Annotated in this window: 14 protein-coding genes; 3 read left to right on the top strand and 11 right to left on the bottom strand. The window is 34.2% G+C overall.

All coding sequences use genetic code 11. The annotated features are described in order from the left end of the window. Nucleotides 1-81: 81 nt before the first annotated feature. Both IC221_RS13275 and IC221_RS13280 read right to left on the bottom strand, forming a co-directional pair. Entirely contained in the window at nucleotides 82-297 is a 216-nt protein-coding gene (locus IC221_RS13275) for a twin-arginine translocase TatA/TatE family subunit (RefSeq protein WP_172665795.1), read from the bottom strand. A 148-nt stretch (nucleotides 298-445) separates the two neighbouring features. Further along, on the bottom strand, nucleotides 446-2,158 hold the full coding sequence (locus tag IC221_RS13280) for an ABC transporter ATP-binding protein (protein WP_188169495.1): 1,713 nt from the start codon (nucleotides 2,156-2,158) through the stop codon (nucleotides 446-448). 559 nt (nucleotides 2,159-2,717) lie between these two features. On the opposite strand from IC221_RS13280, the gene IC221_RS13285 reads away from it, so the two are divergent. Both IC221_RS13285 and IC221_RS13290 read left to right on the top strand, forming a co-directional pair. After that, on the top strand, nucleotides 2,718-3,791 hold the full coding sequence (locus IC221_RS13285) for a Glu/Leu/Phe/Val dehydrogenase (RefSeq protein ID WP_188169435.1): 1,074 nt from the start codon (nucleotides 2,718-2,720) through the stop codon (nucleotides 3,789-3,791). Between the two features lie 310 nt (nucleotides 3,792-4,101). Next, complete coding sequence (locus tag IC221_RS13290; protein WP_188169436.1) at nucleotides 4,102-4,989, top strand: hypothetical protein; 888 nt, start codon at nucleotides 4,102-4,104, stop codon at nucleotides 4,987-4,989. Between the two features lie 167 nt (nucleotides 4,990-5,156). Here IC221_RS13290 and IC221_RS13295 read toward each other — a convergent pair whose 3' ends face one another. The 9 genes from IC221_RS13295 to IC221_RS13335 all read right to left on the bottom strand — a co-directional run bounded on the left by IC221_RS13295 (nucleotide 5,157) and on the right by IC221_RS13335 (nucleotide 17,939). Then, the gene (locus tag IC221_RS13295) at nucleotides 5,157-6,155 is read right to left on the bottom strand and encodes a hypothetical protein (RefSeq protein ID WP_188169437.1); all 999 of its coding nucleotides are present in this window, start codon (nucleotides 6,153-6,155) and stop codon (nucleotides 5,157-5,159) included. 336 nt (nucleotides 6,156-6,491) lie between these two features. Next, nucleotides 6,492-7,619, bottom strand: a complete 1,128-nt coding sequence (locus IC221_RS13300) for a PepSY domain-containing protein (protein WP_188169438.1) — start codon at nucleotides 7,617-7,619, stop codon at nucleotides 6,492-6,494. Nucleotides 7,620-7,681: 62 nt separating this feature from the next. Further along, nucleotides 7,682-8,299 (bottom strand): hypothetical protein, encoded by a 618-nt coding sequence (locus IC221_RS13305; protein ID WP_188169439.1) that lies wholly within the window; start codon nucleotides 8,297-8,299, stop codon nucleotides 7,682-7,684. A gap of 51 nt (nucleotides 8,300-8,350) precedes the next feature. Beyond that, the gene (locus tag IC221_RS13310; RefSeq protein ID WP_188169440.1) at nucleotides 8,351-9,592 is read right to left on the bottom strand and encodes a hypothetical protein; all 1,242 of its coding nucleotides are present in this window, start codon (nucleotides 9,590-9,592) and stop codon (nucleotides 8,351-8,353) included. 33 nt (nucleotides 9,593-9,625) lie between these two features. Then, nucleotides 9,626-12,010, bottom strand: coding sequence for a TonB-dependent receptor (locus tag IC221_RS13315; protein ID WP_188169441.1), 2,385 nt, complete (start codon nucleotides 12,008-12,010; stop codon nucleotides 9,626-9,628). A gap of 309 nt (nucleotides 12,011-12,319) precedes the next feature. After that, nucleotides 12,320-13,450, bottom strand: coding sequence for a PepSY domain-containing protein (locus IC221_RS13320; RefSeq protein ID WP_188169442.1), 1,131 nt, complete (start codon nucleotides 13,448-13,450; stop codon nucleotides 12,320-12,322). 62 nt (nucleotides 13,451-13,512) lie between these two features. Beyond that, the gene (locus tag IC221_RS13325; protein WP_188169443.1) at nucleotides 13,513-14,130 is read right to left on the bottom strand and encodes a hypothetical protein; all 618 of its coding nucleotides are present in this window, start codon (nucleotides 14,128-14,130) and stop codon (nucleotides 13,513-13,515) included. 124 nt (nucleotides 14,131-14,254) lie between these two features. Continuing rightward, nucleotides 14,255-15,520, bottom strand: coding sequence for a hypothetical protein (locus IC221_RS13330; RefSeq protein WP_188169444.1), 1,266 nt, complete (start codon nucleotides 15,518-15,520; stop codon nucleotides 14,255-14,257). Nucleotides 15,521-15,545: 25 nt separating this feature from the next. Beyond that, nucleotides 15,546-17,939 carry a TonB-dependent receptor gene (locus IC221_RS13335; RefSeq protein ID WP_188169445.1) on the bottom strand — a complete coding sequence of 798 codons (2,394 nt, stop codon included), beginning with the start codon at nucleotides 17,937-17,939 and terminating at the stop codon, nucleotides 15,546-15,548. Nucleotides 17,940-18,626: 687 nt separating this feature from the next. Here IC221_RS13335 and IC221_RS13340 point away from each other — a divergent pair. Continuing rightward, complete coding sequence (locus IC221_RS13340) at nucleotides 18,627-19,226, top strand: RNA polymerase sigma factor (protein ID WP_052444173.1); 600 nt, start codon at nucleotides 18,627-18,629, stop codon at nucleotides 19,224-19,226. Nucleotides 19,227-19,233: the final 7 nt, after the last annotated feature.

Genomic DNA, 19,233 nt, shown 5'->3' on the forward strand with positions numbered 1-19,233 from the left:
GATAAACTTCTCTCGGTTATTACGAAATATTTAACGAAAAATACATTTCGTTAAAAATATATCAAGATATATGACAATTGGTTATTTTTCTTCCTTCTTGTCTTCTTCTTTAATGCCTTTTTCAATCTCATCTGAGATTTGGTTTTTAGCGTCTTTGAACTCTCTGATGCCACTACCAATTCCACGAGCTAACTCAGGAATACGTTTCGCTCCGAAAAGTAAAAGAACAACCAAACCGATGATTACCCACTCGAAACCACCTGGCATACCGAATAATAAAACTGAACTCAATTCCATGCTCGTATTTATTTTGTTTGTTATGCCGCAAAGATACGACATCTAAATTCAAATATCAATTAAGTAAGTAACTATAACACTTAGAGTACTTTAAACTTCCATTTAGGAAGGACTTTGAATGCAAAATTAACCTACAATTTATTTACAATTAAAGCTCTTCCACTTCTTTGTATTGCATCTCATATAAACGAGAATAGAAACCTTTCTGTTTCAATAACTCCTCATGATTACCACTCTCTTTGATCTCCCCTTTATCCAACACAATAATGTTATCCGCATTACGAATAGTGGCTAATCGGTGAGCGATGGCAATACTTGTTCTTCCCTTCATCATAGACTTAATAGCATCTTGGATCAATACCTCCGTTTCTGAATCGACAGAAGAAGTGGCTTCATCCAAAATAATGATCTTCGGATCGTAAACCATTGTTCTTACAAAAGACAATAATTGACGTTGCCCTACCGAAAGTGTTGCTCCACGCTCCATTACTTCATAATCCAAACCTCCTGGAAGTTTATCAATAAAAGTTTTTGCTCCTACTAATTCAGCTGCTTCCAATATTTGCTGATCGGTAATTGATTTATCTCCTAACGTAATATTCTCTCTGATTGAACTAGAGAATAGGAAAACGTCTTGTAAAACTACGCCGATGTGTTTTCTGAGGTTATAAAGATCATAGGATTTTACATCTCTCTTATTGACACAAATGCTTCCTTTATTGATTTCATAAAACCTCGATATCAAATTGATGATAGAGGATTTACCAGCACCAGTTGCCCCAACTAAGGCAACCGTTTCTCCATTGTTTACTTTAAATGAAATGTCTTTCAAGACATAATCCTCATTTTTATAGGCAAACCAAACGTTTTTGAATTCAATATCACCCTCAATATGATCTGTAGTATAAGTTCCTTCATTAGAAATCATACTTTTATCATCCAATAACTTCAATATTCTATCCGAAGATACAATACCCATTTGTAATGTATTGAATCGATCGGCAATCATACGGATCGGTCTGAAGAAAAGGTTGATATACATAATAAATGCAATCAGAGTACCAATAGTGGCATACCCATCCAATACACTATGTGCTCCCCACCATACTAACAAACCTGTACCTGAGGCCGCTATAACTTCGGCAACTGGATAGTAAATAGAGTAATATAAAACGGTGCTAATATTAGCATCTCTATGTTCCTTATTGATTTTTTTGAATTCCTCTTGTTCTCTTTTTTCAGCACTGAAAAGCTGTACCACATTCATGCCCGTAATATGCTCCTGAACGAAGGTATTGAGGTTAGAAACGGCATTTCTAACATCACCAAAAGCGACTTTGATTTTCTCTTTGAAAACGTAAGTTGAGAAAAGAAGAAGTGGCAAAACTGATAAACTAATGAGTGTTAATCGCCAGTCAGTATAGAGCATGACCACAAAAATAAAGAACAACTGAAGAATATCTCCCAGCATTGCAGCTACGCCATTTGTAAATACTTCTGATAAAGTCTCTATATCCGAAACCGCTCTTGTAACAAGGCGCCCAATGGGTGTATTATCGTAAAATTTCAGCTTTAACTTAAGGATATGGTCATACAACTGTACACGCATATCTTTCACGACATGCTGCCCCAACCATCCTGATAAATAAGTATGGCAAAACTGTACTAAAGCCTGTAATAACTGTACGGCAATAAGTATAATGACCATTTGATTTAACCCTGGCATATCATTATCCACGATAAAATTATCGATGGTGTACTGTATTAGGTAGGGTCTTGTTGGGGCTAAAACACCCAACGATATGGTTAAGAAAACGAGTAGAATAAAATATTTGAGGTGAGGCTTCAAGAAAATCATCATTCTTGACAAGACTTTACCGTCAAATATCTGACCTGTTTTTTGTTCTTTTTTCACTGATAAATGAGTTATTGCTTGCAATCTGTCTTTCCGATGATCACAATTTTATGTCTTATGTTCGAGTTGACTTAATTAATAATTCAATAAAGATACGGGAAGCACTCTATTGAAATACAAAAATGCATTGAATGTTTTAATTTTTTTGATATTCCTTCCTATTAATTCATCAATTGTAAAGAAGATTTAATCCCATTATTGAAATGGAAACCATTAGAAATCGTAATTAAAGGCTTTTTTTCTAAAAAAAAGAGGAAATTTAAAATTCAATAGATTATTCTAAAAAATAAATGGATTTATTCCATAATAATTCATATAAATTGAAAATATTCAAATTATAAGTATAATATTTTGCAAACTCTTATAATTTGATTTGCTTTAAGGCGACTTGCAATACTATTTTGAAAATGTAAATTGCCATCACATTTAAATTTCCAAGCACAATTTCACGGATTGTGAAGTGCTGTTTATCAAGAATTAATCAAAGCAACAACAAAGTATAGTAATGGAAGATATCTCAATATTTGAAGAGGTCTCTAGCATGGGACATGAGCAGGTGGTTTATTGCCATGAGAAATCAACTGGCTTAAAAGCTATTATTGCTATTCACAATACCGTATTAGGTCCTGCCCTTGGTGGTACTAGAATGTGGATGTATGACAATGAAGCTCAAGCTACGAATGACGCCTTACGTTTATCAAGAGGTATGACGTTCAAAAATTCTATTGCTGGACTTAATCTTGGTGGAGGTAAAGCCGTAATCATTGGTGACGCAAGAAAACACAAGTCAGAAGCGATGTTGAGAGCTTATGGCCGTTTCTTGAAAAACCTTAATGGAAAATATATTACTGCAGAGGACGTGGGAATGAATGCGGGCGATATGGAGCATATTGCAGCAGAAACTTCTTATGTAAGTGGTATGCCTGAGACGCGTGGCGGTTTGGGTGATCCATCTCCTTTTACTGCTTATACTACTTATATGGGTATGAAAGCAGCTGCAAAAAAACAATTTGGTACTGACAGTCTTGCAGGAAAGAAAGTTTCTATCCAAGGAGCAGGACACGTTGGTGAGTACATCATTCAGCACCTTGTAAAAGAAGGTTGTGAAATTTATGTTTCTGACTTCTATGAAGACCGAGTGAAAGATGTTGTAAATAAATATGGTATCAAAGGTGTAGCATTGGATGAGATCTATGATCTTGATGTAGATATTTATTCTCCATGTGCATTGGGTGCTACTGTAAACGATGAAACATTAGAGCGTTTGAAATGCTCAATCATCGCAGGTTGTGCCAACAATCAATTGGCCAACGAAAAAATCCACGGAGATCTAGCGAAGCAAAAAGGTATTCTTTATGCACCAGATTTCTTGATCAACTCAGGCGGCGTAATCAACGTATATGCTGAAGTGATCAAAACTTCTAAAGAATGGTCTTGGAACAAATGTGAGTTTGTTTACGATCAGACTTTAAAAGTATTCGAGCAATCGGAAGCTACGGGCAAAAATGCTCAAGAAGTAGCGATCGATATTGCCCAGCAACGTATCAATGAAGTTGCTGCAATCAAGAGCACATATTAATTTACCAATTCAAGGTTATCATATAAACAACCATCAAAAGCGTTCCCGAAAGGGAATGCTTTTTTTATTTCCGATAAACAGTGATTTTCATTATTGAAAAGCTTAAATTCGAACGACTGAGTAGTTTTATTCGTCCTTAAAACTTATCTTGTCCATGTGCGAAGACAAGAGACTTTTTGTGATTACTCTTCAAGAAAAAAATACTAAACTACCATAACTACTACACCTTACTGGAAGGTACTCATAAGAAGTAAAATTACTTTTTGACTTGGTACACTAATCAATTCTAACATTTTTTTAAGCTGACGCTATGCAACCTAATGACAAAATCACAAAGTGGAAAAGACAAAATAAGCTGATTCTAACAGGAATGATTCTTTTCACTTTTGCAATTATCCTTCTTCAATTAAGTTTTACTTCAACATTGAAAGGGCCTTTCGGTATTTTGATCACATTCATACTACTTGTAGGTTCTTATGTCCTTGTGATCTACCCTAAACACAAACTCAGATGGTTTTTATGGGCATTTAAAAATGAAAGCAATAAAGGTGAATTATTTCAATTAGCTGTAGATCAAAAAATCATCCATGAACATAACAATAGTTTTGCTTTTGCAAATAGTGAAGAAAAAGAATTAATCAAAAAGTACTATGCTTTAGCAAAAGATGAAACTCTTTCAACACAAAAAAATAATGAGATGGAGGAAGAACTCCTATTCTATAATGATAAGAGTAAAATCATTGATTACTCATTTTATGTATCAATTTCATTTACTCTATTTATGATTTTTCTGTTATTAGGACTTTCTAAAGAATTTGAAGGTTTTAATACATTCGGTAATATAATTATAGGACTCATTCCATTATTTGCCATTTTTGGTACACTAGGATTGGTAAATACAATAAGAAACGTTTTTGACAATTCTATTAAACTAAAAATCAATAAACAAGGGATTCAAATTAAAAAAAATCATTTTCATTTGTGGAATGACATCAGACACTTTGAGGTAAAAGAATCATCCATTCGTACAGGAAAAAGTACAAGATATGTCCCTATGCTTCACCTAAAAATTAGAGGTATTGAAGAGAGGTTAGACATTTCATATTTACCTGTCTCAATGAATGAGTTAAAGGACTTAATTACTGAATATAAAATGAAGGAAGGAAAAGAGAAGTCATTGGAACAGTTGGAGAACTAAGCATAAGTACTAAGACAAAATTATATATCACTAATTCATATTATTTTTGGCTTAGTACTTAGAATCAAAAAAATAAGGATACCACATGGTGGTACCCCTATTATAAAAATTTCGTGATTGAAACTTTTACCATTCTATGTTACTGTGATCTTTACTGTAAGCTATACTTACTTTTTTCTCCTTTTTAATTTTTTTACTCCTTTGAAACCATACTCATCATAAGCTTCTTTTAAGTCCACTGTTTCTGTTGTACCGTCAGCTAATGTAATATCTACAAGGTAGTCACAAGTACCGTCACCGTAGTTTACAGTGATTACTGTTTCACCTTTTGTCATTACTTCCACACCTGAAACTGGTGCAAGTACTGGTTTATCTCCACCACAATCTTTTACATATGATAATGGTTCTGTAATTTCTGTTGAGAAGCTTTCTCCTTCTAAAGAACTTGTTACTGTTAATGAACCTGTTACAGTTTTAGTACCGTCGATTTTTTCAACGTTTACATTTCTAACAATTTGTTCTGTATAAGCTTCTGTTGTATCTGTAGCAGCAAATGACATTGATAAGTCTACCGCTTTTGTAATGTCTGATGAAACTGGTTTTGGCTTTTCTTCCTCTTCAGTTCCTTCTTCAAATACCATTGTACCTTCCATTGAAACTGTACCACTTACTACTCTACCGTTTTCTGTAAAGTCTTCAAATGTAGTTAAGTGACTTACTTCTCCTTCAGCTCTAGAATGAACTTCAGTTACTTTACCAGAAACTGTTTCTCCTTCTTTGCTTTCACAAGCGCCGTTACTGAAATCAAAAACAACTGTTTTAGTATCTCCTTCCTCTGTTTTTGTAACATCAGCACATTCTACATAATGTCTAAGGTGGAAACGTTTACCACATTCTCCTTTTCCTTTTTTAGGCTTATCAGCTTCTCCTCCAACTGATCTTGCATTAGAAGCAGTACTTTCTGAAAGACCTCTATCCATTGCATCATCTGCAAGGTTATCTGTATAATCTTGAACTTCAAGGTTTATAGAAAGTTCTGATGCTTCTGCAGATGCTTCCTCTAATACTGTAAACTGAGCGTCTACTGAAGAGCCATCATTTGAGTCATTACAAGCAACCATTACAGATAAAAGAGCGATTCCGATTCCAATGTTTCTTAATTTCATTTCCTTAGATATTTAAAGAGTTAAATAGATTTTTTTGTTTTGGTGAACTGCTTTATTGCAGTGTCATTCATAGAAAGGGAGGCACCTCATTTTTGTACTCAAAAAAAAATATCTTTTTTCAAAAAAAAATCAAAAACCCTTTAAACAGCTCAGAATCGAAGGTTTTTTCTATAAATTTTTTTTAAAATAGATTTAGGGTCAAGAAATTTTATGATATAGTCTAACTTTTTTAAAATAAAAAAACCTGATCTGACACCATCACATCTATAAAATTGATAAGATGAGCAACCAAATCAGGTTAAGAATACTATTGAATTTTTCGAGTTCCTGTCAAAATCAAAGTTTTCTTACCCAAATCAATATACCTGTTACAGGCATTGAGCAAGCGATCATGGTCACTATGAAATAAAGTATAATTCCACTTAAGCCAAGTATTTCACCAGTGTGCAATGGAAGAGATACTTCCATAAACTGATCGGCAATACTTTGATCTGTAAATAAGATCAGCTTTTTGAACTGCCCATCTTTTCCATATTTCACATGATCAGGCACTACCGCTGAAAAAATGCTTTCTTGCTTAATTTTAGTAATTTGATAATTGGGATTATCTTCTGTTGGGAAATGAATTGTAGTAATTCCTTTATAAGGCAATCTTTGCTTACTATCTTCTAATAACTGATTCAATGAAACTGATGCTTCTTTCTTCTTCTCTTCTTGATTGTCAATCGATTCTTCTAAAAAAGAGGCAAATACATTAGATAATTCACTTTTCATGGCCTCAGCGTTGGCTTCGTTTAGTACAGGTTGCCCTCCTAATGAAACCACCACAGCGCTTTTGACCCAAGCATAAGAAACATATAAGCCCGTAATAGAAATAAATAACAACAGGAGAAAAGTGTAGAAACCTAGTGTATTGTGAAGGTCATAAATGATTCTTGGCAATTTGGCGGACCATTTAATGGTAAACCCTTGTTTCCACTGTTTTTTATTTTTAGGAAACCATAAAACCAAACCAGAAACTAGCAGTACTACAAAGATTAAAATAGAAACTCCAACAATGTGATTTCCTACTTTACCTAATAATAGGTTCTTATGTATACTTTTCATCAAATCGAAAAAGTGACCGATAGATCGGCTACTACTTCCTATAATTTCACCAGATGTAGGGTGTATATAAAAGTGCCCGTCATAATCCTCTTCTACATCATGATAAGCTACTAGAATATTTCTTGAAAAGTCACTGGGGTAAATAATAGTGGTGACTTGTCGATTTTCTTCTAGAAAGTTGGTTTTAATTTGATCTGGTTGAATCCAATTCGCATCTGTTTCTTGGGAATTAAATACGACCTCGTAATTGAGCAGTTCTGATATTTGTGTTTTGAAGGAATACATGGCTCCTGAAAAACAGACAATAAAAACTACTACACTTGATAAAAGTCCGAGCCACAGATGTGACACGGACATAATATATTTGAAAAGGGATTCCTTTTTTCTTCTTTTTCTGAATAAGGATTGTTTCAGACGCATTATCCTTTTTCGTTTTGACCTCTATAACTTTCCTTTTTGATTAACTCTAAATATTGAGCATACTGATCATCAGAAAAGATTTTTTGAAGTGCTACTTTACGATCTTCATTGAATTGATTCCAATACATTGTTGCAGCTTCTCCATTACCATGATAATGGTCATGAGCATCTCTAAATGCTTTAGTAAAGGCTTCGTTTACCGCTTTATATTGTACTGCTTGTGTAGAATCCAATGCTAGTGTCTGAACAATTTCCGTTTTTAATTCGTCTGAATAATCCGACTGCCCTGGCATATATCTTTTCACAAACTCATGCGTCAACTCTTTTTGCTCCTCATTCATAAATGCTTTTAGAGCTTCCTCTTGTTTAGTGTAAGAAGTCTTCATTATTTTCATATACCCCTTACGGCTCATTTTGCCTGATGCCTTTAATTCTTCAAGCTGCGTTTGTCTGTTTTCTTCATATGAAGTGACAATTGCATCATATTTTTCTTCTTGGCCTGCTGAAAGGTTTAATTCAGCTTTTAGCTTAGTGAAGTCTATACCTCTTCTCTTCTTCTCATTTCCACATGAGCATAAAACAGAGATAGTTGCTAGTATTAAAAGAAATTTTTTCATTTCGATAAAATCTAAAAAAGGGAAAGGATAAACCTCTCCCTATAAAACATATTATTTATAAATACCTTGTACGAAGATGTTTCCACCATCTAATTGAGCACCTTTTTCAGTAGTAGTCCCCTCAAACTGCCAGATATATGCATTTTCGGTTGATGGACTCACCGCAATGTTGAATACACCTTCTTCCATTGCACCACTTTGGTAGTAGAACATATTGGACTTTGGTACTTCTGATAAAATCTCAATTGATTTTGTATTCACATCGAAATAAGCCATTTCATATCTATCTTCTACTTCAGCACCTAAAGAAATATCTTCCAAAGCTATATACCCTTTTCCTTCACCTACATGATGGAAGTGCACCGAGCCTACACTTCTACCTAAAACATTTCTGATGTTGAATTCATAGTTCAAGTCATAGTTACCATCAGCATCTAATCTTGTAATTACAGCATCAGAACCATCAGTGGTCATATTCACTTGATATACGTAGTTCTCATGTACAAACATAGCTGTACCTCTAAATCCATAAGTATCACCAATTGAAGCTGGAGTAGTAGTCACTTGTGGATTATCCAAAGAAGGCCATTCTAACACCAACGTTGCCAACTCATCAGGGCGAGGTGTATCTTCTACATCTGGTTCCCCTACTTTTCTGTAACCTGTACCATAGTAAACTTTATTACCATTGATCACTGGTGCATCGATACGGTATACATAATCATCTCCTATATTATAAGTACCCAATACATGCTCTACATAATCAGTTTCTGCATTAAAAACTAAACCTGGAATACCTACTTTTACAATTTGTAAGGTGATAGTAACGCTTCTTTGATCATCAGAAGGCTGGCTCAAAACGTTGTGTGCTAAAAGGTAATTATCACTTACTGCTGCAAATCTTGGATATTCACCTACCCAATTACTAAGATCTACTGTTTGTATTTTATTGTAACTATTTCTTCCATCATACTCTAACTCGTGAATCTGCCCCGTACCATAGTTTAAATTATAGACTTTCCCTGCCGCTGCAGTTACTCTTGCCGAACGAACACCTTCCATTTGGTAACCATTATTGATAAAGGTAAGCGTCGTGTCCACAATATTTGTTGTCGGTAGCATAAATACAGTAGCGTCTCCTTCAGGATCAGCCACATCTGCAGCTACATGAAATACTGTTTTACCGTTTCCACCTCCTCCCGAAGGTTCATCATTTTTATCACAAGATGTCAATCCAAATAGAGCTGAAGCTACAAAAAGCCCCGCTAACTTTGAAGTAGTTGATAATTTCATATTTATACTATGTATGCTTTGAAAATTAGGTTTTTAAAAAACGGAATAGCTTACTTTAAAATAAAAGCCTCTTCCAGGTTGTTGAATGGCAAAGTTGTCGAACACTTGTTCGTTAAAGATGTTTTTGATGTCTAAGCTAATTGCCAATTTATTTTCAGGAAAGCGATAAGACGCTCCAATATCATTTACAAATTGAGTAGGGATCACATCTTTGTTATCGCTCCCTATATGGTACCAGTATCTGTAATATTCGTGTACATACCTCATATTCCAATACACCTGTAGTTGCCCTTTTGATTTGATCAACTCTGTCATATCATAACGCATATTAGTGTTGAACTGTAGGTAAGGAAGGTTTTTCAATCGAGCTCTATAAAGGTGATCTATTTCTCCTTTTGAAGTATACTTATTATTGTACCTTGTGTCATTATAGGAACCAGAGAATGTAAAGTAAAACTTCCTATTATAATCATAATCAATTTGAAGGTCTACTCCTTTGGATAGTACTTTAGGAAAGTTTTCATAAAAGAAATACTCTCCTTTCGTATCGACACTTCTTTGAATCATATCATTGACATTTCTATGGAAAAAAGTAGTAGAAAAGGTCAATGCATGATCTCCTATGTAAATTTCTCCATATCTTAAACCTAAGTTTAAGTTATTACTGACTTCAGGGTTTAAATCCAGATTAGAAATACCATTTTCGGCTCCGTTACCAAAGATCTCATCTGGCATTGGTAACCTTACTGCTTGCTCAGCAGATAACTGTAAAGTAAATTTTTCAGTTAAATCATAACTTGTAGCAACCCCATAACCATAATTTGTATCATTCGATTGCTTTGGTACAGGATGGTATTCTCCACCACTGTATGTATGATAAAGTGCATCTACAGTATATGAATATTGTTTCGCAAATACATTGGTTCTTAATTTCCCATCCCATGCTGTATTGGAATAAGAAAGACCCATTACACTCTTGAAGATATTTTGATAATCATTACTTGTGTCTTCTCCTAAGCCTGCTTCACGATTAAAACCAGTTCTTCTATAATCAGTGATGATTCCACTTAAGTTTAAGATATTGTTATCATTAATGGTATAAGAAGCGTTAAAACGATTGATAAAAGTTCCTTCATCAGTAGTGGAATGAACTGGAGCTCCCATCTCTCCTCCAACAGGTCTTTGAGTTTCAACATCCCCATGCCAATTGTATTTGTTTTTTGTAGTATCTACTAGTGTTCTTGTATTCATCGCATACGAAGAGAACAGGCTAACATCCAACCCTTTTGTCACAAAATCTTTCTTTTGATAACTAATACTAGGCACCAGATTACCTTGTGTATAATATCTTTCTCCAAAAGGAACATTCATTGTGGCACCATGTTGTACCTCCTTGTACATATCTGAATACACCATGCTGATGAAAAACTGATCCGCCCACTTTACATCCGTAAAACCAATGTCCATTTTGGTACCATAGGCTTCATATCCATCATTAAAACGTCTTGCTTTGACTTCTGAAACTCTGCCGTTGTTAGGGTCAGAAACCGTCACATCTTTTCCCCACACCTCATAATTATTGTCAGCATAATTATAAAACATGGAACCTCTAAAAGTAAATCCGTTCTTTTTATTTCTGTGGGAACCATTTAATGCCACTTGATGTGTATTGAACGAACCCACCGAATAAGATAAGTCTAATGAATTTTTCTTTGCATTTTTGGTCTTGATATTGATGGCTCCACCCAAGGCGTCAGAGCCTAAAGTTACAGGCACAACTCCTTTGTAGACTTCCATTGATTCAATCAGGTTTACAGGAAGAGAGTTAATAGAATACGATGCTCCATAATACTCCATTGGCACACCATCAATAAAAATTCTTACTGCATTTCCTCCCAAACCATTAATACTGTATTTGGTTCTAGAGCCTAAACCTCCTTCTTGTCTAACATTAATGCCTGATGTTTGATCCAATAATGTATTTAATTCTACAGATTGAATGGTTACTTTTTCAGTATCGATTCTCTTCGAAGCAAAACCTTGCTTCTCCATTTGAGTTTTTTCAGACTCACCTACTACTAATACTTCATTTAGTTTTATCTCACTTTCTGATAATGAAATAACTAAATTTATTATACCACTTTCAGGTACACTAATTTTTTTTGAATAGGAAGAATGTCCAGTATGAGTCACAACTAGTTCGTGATCGCCTACCGGTACCTTAGGTAAGGTAAAATGGCCGTTTTCATCTGTATAGCCTCCTTTTTTCAAGTCTTTCAAAAGGATAGTACAAAATGGAATTCCTTTGTTTGATTGGGCATCTATTACCCTTCCGGAAACATTGGTTTTATTTTGTGCGTTGGCTAGTGAAGTCGATAAAATTAGGATATTTATTAAAAGTAAGATACGAGGTATCATACATTAAATTAGGTTTTTATTTAGATCAATTTTAAATAACAACACAAGAATACTATTTAGAAAAATTCCAAACAATGTTATTTTCACTTATTAACAAATACTGTAAAAACTCTAACTACCTAACCAAAACAAACCCAATACTTTATCTATTTTCTAAAAATAAAAGAAACCCAACTTCATTGATGTGAAGAAGGGTTTTCCAAAAAATATTGTCAATTAAAAGTTTTCAAACATCAGCTAACACCGCATATATCATTCTTTCGTTGACAGTTGTAGAAAGTACTCAATGTCTTTTCAGAAAGTGTTTATTTATAATTTTCGAACCCAGATCAAAATCCCTGTAACAGGCATTGAACAAGCAATCATTGTTACCAAGAAATAAAGAATAATGCCACTTAGACCAAGAATTTCACCTGTATGTAGTGGTAAAGAAACTTCCATGAATTGATCTGCTATACTTTGATCAGAAAACAAAAAAAGTTTCTTGAATTGACCATCTTTTCCATATTTCACATGGTCTGGTACAACTGCCGAAAAAATACTTTCCTGTTTAACTTTAGTAATTTGGTAATGGGGATTATCATCCGTTGGCAATTGAATTGTCGTGATCGCTTTGTAAGGCAATCTTCGATTACTGTCTTCGAGCAGTTGGTTTAAAGAAACCTCTACCTGCTGCTTTTCTTTTTCGGCTTGATTATCCATTGATTCTTCTAAAAAAGATGCAAATACATTGGAGAGTTCACTTTTCATGGCATCAGCATTCGAAGCATTCAATACGGGTTGTCCCCCCAAAGAAACGACTACCGCACTCTTTACCCATGCGTAAGAGACATATAAACCCGTAATGGAAATAAATAATAGTAATAGAAAAGTATAAAAACCTAATGTATTGTGAAGGTCATAAATTACTCTCGGCAGTTTAGCTGACCATTTGATCTGAAAGCCTTTTTTCCATTGCTTTTTATTCGAAGGAAACCACAATACCAACCCAGAAATCAGTAGTACTACAAAGATCAATATCGATATACCCACCAGATGATTTCCAATTTTACCCAGTAATAGATTTTTATGAATACTTCTCATTAAATCGAAAAATGCTCCTGTTGATTGAGCATTGCTTCCCACAATATCTCCGGTAGAAGGATGTACATAATAGTGTCCATCAAAATCTTCTTCAAGATCATGAAAAAAAACCATTACATTCCTTGAGAAATCACTGGGGTAGACCATCCTCGTGACTTTCTTTTTTTCTTTTAGAAAATTTATTTTAATCGTTTCCGGTTTAACCCAATTTGAGTGGTTTGCTTCAGTATTGAAGACCACGTCATAATTTAATAGTTCTGAAATTTGTGTTTTGAAGGAATACATTGCTCCAGAAAGACAAACGACAAACACTACTATACTTGATAAAAGTCCGAGCCACAAATGTGACACGGACATAATGTATTTAAAAAGAGATTCCTTTTTTCTTCTTTTTCTGAATAAGGATTTTTTCAGGCGCATTATCCTCTCTCGTTTTGACCTCTGTAGCTTTCCTTTTTGATCAACTCCAAATATTGAGCGTATTGCTCTTCCGTAAAGATTTTTTGAAGAGCAGCCTTACGGTCTTCGTTGAATTGATTCCAATACATATTAGCAGCTTCACCATTGCCATGGTAGTGGTCATGTGCATCTCTGTAGGCTTTTGTAAAAGCTTGGTTTACTGCTTTGTATTTTACTGTTTGAGCTGAATCTAATGCCAATGTTTGAATCACTTCAGCCTTCAACTCATCAGAATAATCAGATTGTCCTGGCATATTTCTTTTCATAAACTCATGGACCAACACTTGTTGCTCTTCGCTTAAGAAAGCTTGTAATTCTTCTTCTTGTTTTTTGAATGAAGTCTTCATGATTTTCATAAAACCTTTACGGTTCATTTTACCTGAAGCTTTCATCTCTTCAAATTGTTTTTTTCTCTCTTCTTCACTTTTAGTGACAATTGCATCATATTTTGCTACTTGATCTTCTGTCAACTGCAATTGACCTTTCAATTTATCGAAGTCTATTCCTCTTCTTCCTTTTTCTTCTGAACAAGAAAAAAAGAGTGTTGTTGCCATTAATAATATTACTAGCTTTTTCATCTTATTATTTTAAGTTTAAAAAAGAATAAGGAGGTCTAAAAATCAAAAGACCTTTACCCTCCCCATTTTCTCATATATTCCGAACGACTTTTAACATGATGAACTGATCATCAACTTAAAAACCTTATTTATAAATACCTTGAACGAAGATATTACCACCATCAAGTTGAGCAGCTTTAGTTGCTTCTGCACCGTCAAACTCCCAGATGTAAGCATCTTCACCAATTGGGCTGATTGCCATGTAGAATTTATCACCTTCAGCAACACCTGATTGGTAGTACCACATATCAGATTTAGGAGCAGCAGTAACTTCTACTGTTTGAGCCACAACGTCAATGTATGCAATTTCGTGTGAGTTATCATCTTCGAGAGATAAGTCGTCTAATGCAACATATCCTTTACCATTTCCAACGTGGTGCCAGTTGATTGAACCAATACTACCTTTACCTCTTCCTAATTTATCAGTGATGTTGAATACATAAGAATCATCATATTCACCTTCTGAAGTTAATCTAGTAATTACAACGTCAGATTCTTGAGTAGTCATATTGATTTGGTAAGCATATCCGTCATGCACGTGAATAGATTTTGCTCTGTAACCATAAGTATCACCGATTGATGCATCTGAAGTAACAACTTTTGGATTCGCTAATGTTGACCAGTCTAAAACAATTGTGGCTAATGCTTCTGGCTCACGACCTCCACGAGGTTCGCCTACAACACTGTAACCTGTTCCATACAATAATTTATTGCCTACAATAGCAGGAGCATCTACTCTGAATACATAATCTTCACCTACAGCAAAAGTACCTAAGTCATGCTCTACAAAATCAGTCTCTCTATTAAATGTTAAACCTGGAACCGCAAGTCTCATCACTTGAAGTGTTACTTGCTTACTATCTGTTGCTTCATCAGTAACAGACACTACATTATGAACAAGGATAAAGTCATTAGTACCATCATTTACAGCTGCAAATCTTGGGTATAAACCTAATAATGACTCTACACTGATCTCTTTACCTTTTGTATAACTGTTTTCACCATTATACTCTAATTCGTAAATCATACCCCCACCGTAATCAAGGTTATAAACATAACCGCCGGCAGTTGTAATTCTTGCAGAACGCGTACCATCCATTTCATAGCCATTGCCAAAGAAAGAAAGAGAAGTATCTGCTGAAATATTTGTAGTTGGTTGCATATAGACTACAACGCTCTCGTCAGGGTCAGTAACATCAGCAGCAACGTGAAATACTGTTGGATTATCCTCAATTGGATTTTCTGGAATTAGATTAGATACTTCATCATTTACATCACATGATGACGTTGCAACCATTAAAGAGAATGCTGACATCACTGCAGCAACTTTTGAAAAGTTTGAATGTTTCATTAGTACGAAAAGTTGATTGTTATTATTATAAGATCGTGTAGTTTACCTTAAAGAAGATACTACGACCAGGTTGTTGAATTGCAAAGTTGTCAAAGACTTGTTCATTGAATATATTCTTCAAGTCCATGCTAACTACTAATTTATTTTTAGGGAAACGATAAGTCGCTCCAATATCATTGACAAATTGTGTAGGGATCATATCCTTATTCGTATGTCCGAAGGTTTTCCAATGACGGTAATACTCATGAATGTATCTCATGTTGTAATACATTGTGAGGTCTCCTTTATTTTTGATCAGTTCACTCAGATTATATCTAACACTTGAATTGAACTGTAGGTATGGCATATTTTTTAATCTTGCACCCTTATAATGATTAATATTACCCTTTATGTCATAGTCAGACCAATAGCGAGTATCATTATAAGATCCTGCAAAAGAAACTTCTAGGTTAGTTCCGTATTCGTAGTTTGCTTGAAAATCCACCCCTTTTGAAAGTATTTCACCAAAATTGGAATAAATAAAAAGATCTTGATTTCCTTGTGGCTGTGTTTCACGTTGGATTAGGTTTTCAACATCTCTCACGAAAAAATTCGTTGAAAGTGTTAAGCTATTCTGTCCAAAATAAACTTCTCCATAGCGTAATCCTACATTGATATTTTTACTGATCTCAGGCAGTAGATCTAAATTCGCTTTTCCGTTTTGTGCACCATTACCAAATAATTCATCTGGCTCAGGTAATCTTACCGCTTGTTCAGCAGAGAACTGAATAGTCAGCTTCTTCAATAGATCAAAGCTTGTCGCTAATCCATAACTGTATTTTACATCAGAAGTACCGTTGTATTCAGGTGTGTATGAATTATTTTCATATTTATGGGTCAATACATTTACATCATTGCCATAAGATTTTACGAATATATTTGATCTCAAGCGTGAATTTATTGCTGTGTTAGAATATGATAGGCCTAGTATTGATTTCATGACCTTGTAATAATCATTACTTTTATCATTTTCAGGATCATAAAATTCACTATATCCAGTTCTTTTATAATCTGAAACAACAGCATTGAAATTGAGTATATTATTATCATTCAATGAATAGGAAACATTCGCTCTATTAATCCATGTCCCCTCATTTGTTATAGTATGAACAGGAGTATTACCCGCTTCTCCACCTGTAGATTTTCGTCTTGTAATTTCTCCAAACCAATTGTAGGCATTCTTGGTAGTATCAACTGTAGCTCTATTATTTTTGACATACGAAGCATACAAACTCACTTCTAATCCTTTGGTGAAAAGATTCTTTTTCTGATAACTTATACTAGGTGCCAAGTTTGATTGTGTAAAATGTCTTTCTCCGTAGGCTTTTATCATTGTTGCAGCATGTTGTACTTCTTTATACATATCAGAATACACCATACTAACAAAAAACTGATCTGCCCATTTCACGTCTGTAAATCCTAGATCTAACTTTGCTCCATGTGCTTCGTAAGCATCATTAAAACGTTTTGCTACTACTCGAATCGGCTCTAAAGTTTCTGGATTTTCAACAAATACTTCATTGCCCCACACTTTATAATTATTATCAGAATAGTTGTAATACACAGATCCTCTTGTGGTTAAACCCGTCTTTTCATTACGGTAGCTACCATTTAAAGAAGCTTGATGCGTATTAAAAGAACCAAATGAATAAGATCCTGTTAAGGTAGTTTTATTAGTTGCTTTCGTTTTAATATTAACTGCACCTCCCAAAGCATCAGATCCTAATTCTACAGGTACGACACCTTTATAAACCTCTATTTCTTCAATTAAATTGACAGGCAATGAATTTAATGAATAAGATGAACCAAAGTATTCCATTGGAACTCCATCAATAAATATTCTCACTGCATTACCACTCAATCCATTGATACTGTACTTCACATTAGAACCTAATCCCCCTTCTCTTCTTACGGTGATTCCCGCCGTCTGATCTAAAAGACTATTCAATTCTACAGATTGTACTGCTATTTCCTCTGTTGTGATCTTTTCAGCAGCAAAACCCTGTTTTTCCATTTTAGTCTTTTCAGACTCTCCAATCACCATGACTTCATCTAACTTCACTTCACTTTCTGACAATGAAATAACTAAATTAGATATACCCGATTGTGTCACACTGATATTTTGTGAGTAGGTGGTGTATCCTGTACGAGTTACTACTAATTCATGTGGTCCAAGTGGTACTTTAGGCAATCTAAAATGACCATTTGCATCTGTATAGCCTCCTTTTCTTAGGTCTTTTAACTGGACCGTACAAAAGGGAATACCTTTGTTTGTTTGAGTGTCAATTACTTTTCCAGAAACGATTACTTTATCTTGGCTATAGATTGAAGAGACAGATAGGAGTAGTGAACAGAAAAGAAGTAAGATACGTTGTATCATACAGCTTATATTATATTTGCTTTATTTAGACTAATTTTAAATAATAACACAAGTATACTATTAAGAATAATTCTAAACAATGTTATTTTCCGATTTCAATAAAATAGCCACATTTTTTTCCGATTTCGATATAACGAACCTGTTTTAAGTATTACAAATAACTAAAATGAATACTCACTCATTGATCTTACTTTTTAATAATTAAAAAAATTGCACTTTTTCAATTCAAAATATGTCATATCTTTGAGGCTTTATCAAACGAATAGATAAATTAGATACGATTACCCCCTATCTTCACATGAGGATAGGAGGTTTATCTCCTACCTCTTTTGTTAAGTTTTAATGTTCAATCAGACTACTTTCTTTATATTAGAAATCATCTTTATTGTTTATAGAGAAAAGATTTGATTAACTTAGAGCATGTTTGGAACTGCTCTTTTGTTGAAAATTCATCATTTCAGAACGTGAGTTTATTCATTTGATAGAAGGTGACACTGCAATTTTCTATTCAATAAATGTCCTCTCAATGCTATTATGAGCTATTTTCACTCTTCAAATCTAGCTTCTAAACATACTCTTAGCTTTAAGTTCTTTAAGTGTAGAATTATTTTTTAGTAAGCAAACACAACTCTTACAGTATTTTATACTTCAAGCATTTTTTACTCTATCTTAGTTCCATTTCACTAAATGTCACAGGATCTTCAATATTGGAAAAAATTAAAGGAAAACAATGATGCATCAGCCATCAAATATTTTTATGATCAATACATAAAATTATTGTATAAATATGGCTATCATTTTTGTCAGGACGCGAGTCTAGTAGAAGACTGTGTCCAAGATTTATTCCTTAGAATTTGGGAAAAACGTTCTTCTTTAGGTGATACAGACAATGTAAAACTCTATTTGATGGTGTCTCTAAAAAGGAGTATTTATGAAAAAGTAAAAAAGAACTCCAAAACCACCGTCACTGAAGAAGTACCAGAAGATACTTTTGATGTTACTTTCACAATGGAAGAACAAATCATCTCTTCTGAAACAGATCAAATTACAAAAGATAAGCTCTTAGAGTGCTTAGAGACACTTTCTGGAAGACAAAAAGAAGTGATCTACCTCCGATTTTATAATGGTTTCTCTCCGGAAGAAGTCAGTGAAATCATGCAAATCAGTAATCAATCCGTCAGAAATGTTCAAGCCTCAGCGTTGAAGAAAATGAGAAATAACATGGATGACCCTCTACTTTTATTAGTCGTTGGAAAATTAATTGAAAGTTTTTTCAACGAAATATAGTACAAAT

Source organism: Flammeovirga sp. EKP202 (genome assembly GCF_014534745.1).
Lineage (GTDB): Bacteria > Bacteroidota > Bacteroidia > Cytophagales > Flammeovirgaceae > Flammeovirga.

Bases quoted from the DNA above. Each gene is read 5' to 3' on its own strand.
- IC221_RS13275 (WP_172665795.1), bottom strand. From the start codon at position 297: ATGGAATTGAGTTCAGTTTTATTATTCGGTATGCCAGGTGGTTTCGAG.
- IC221_RS13280 (WP_188169495.1), bottom strand. From the start codon at position 2,158: ATGATGATTTTCTTGAAGCCTCACCTCAAATATTTTATTCTACTCGTT.
- IC221_RS13285 (WP_188169435.1), top strand. From the start codon at position 2,718: ATGGAAGATATCTCAATATTTGAAGAGGTCTCTAGCATGGGACATGAG.
- IC221_RS13290 (WP_188169436.1), top strand. From the start codon at position 4,102: ATGCAACCTAATGACAAAATCACAAAGTGGAAAAGACAAAATAAGCTG.
- IC221_RS13295 (WP_188169437.1), bottom strand. From the start codon at position 6,155: ATGAAATTAAGAAACATTGGAATCGGAATCGCTCTTTTATCTGTAATG.
- IC221_RS13300 (WP_188169438.1), bottom strand. From the start codon at position 7,619: ATGTCCGTGTCACATCTGTGGCTCGGACTTTTATCAAGTGTAGTAGTT.
- IC221_RS13305 (WP_188169439.1), bottom strand. From the start codon at position 8,299: ATGAAAAAATTTCTTTTAATACTAGCAACTATCTCTGTTTTATGCTCA.
- IC221_RS13310 (WP_188169440.1), bottom strand. From the start codon at position 9,592: ATGAAATTATCAACTACTTCAAAGTTAGCGGGGCTTTTTGTAGCTTCA.
- IC221_RS13315 (WP_188169441.1), bottom strand. From the start codon at position 12,010: ATGATACCTCGTATCTTACTTTTAATAAATATCCTAATTTTATCGACT.
- IC221_RS13320 (WP_188169442.1), bottom strand. From the start codon at position 13,450: ATGTCCGTGTCACATTTGTGGCTCGGACTTTTATCAAGTATAGTAGTG.
- IC221_RS13325 (WP_188169443.1), bottom strand. From the start codon at position 14,130: ATGAAAAAGCTAGTAATATTATTAATGGCAACAACACTCTTTTTTTCT.
- IC221_RS13330 (WP_188169444.1), bottom strand. From the start codon at position 15,520: ATGAAACATTCAAACTTTTCAAAAGTTGCTGCAGTGATGTCAGCATTC.
- IC221_RS13335 (WP_188169445.1), bottom strand. From the start codon at position 17,939: ATGATACAACGTATCTTACTTCTTTTCTGTTCACTACTCCTATCTGTC.
- IC221_RS13340 (WP_052444173.1), top strand. From the start codon at position 18,627: ATGTCACAGGATCTTCAATATTGGAAAAAATTAAAGGAAAACAATGAT.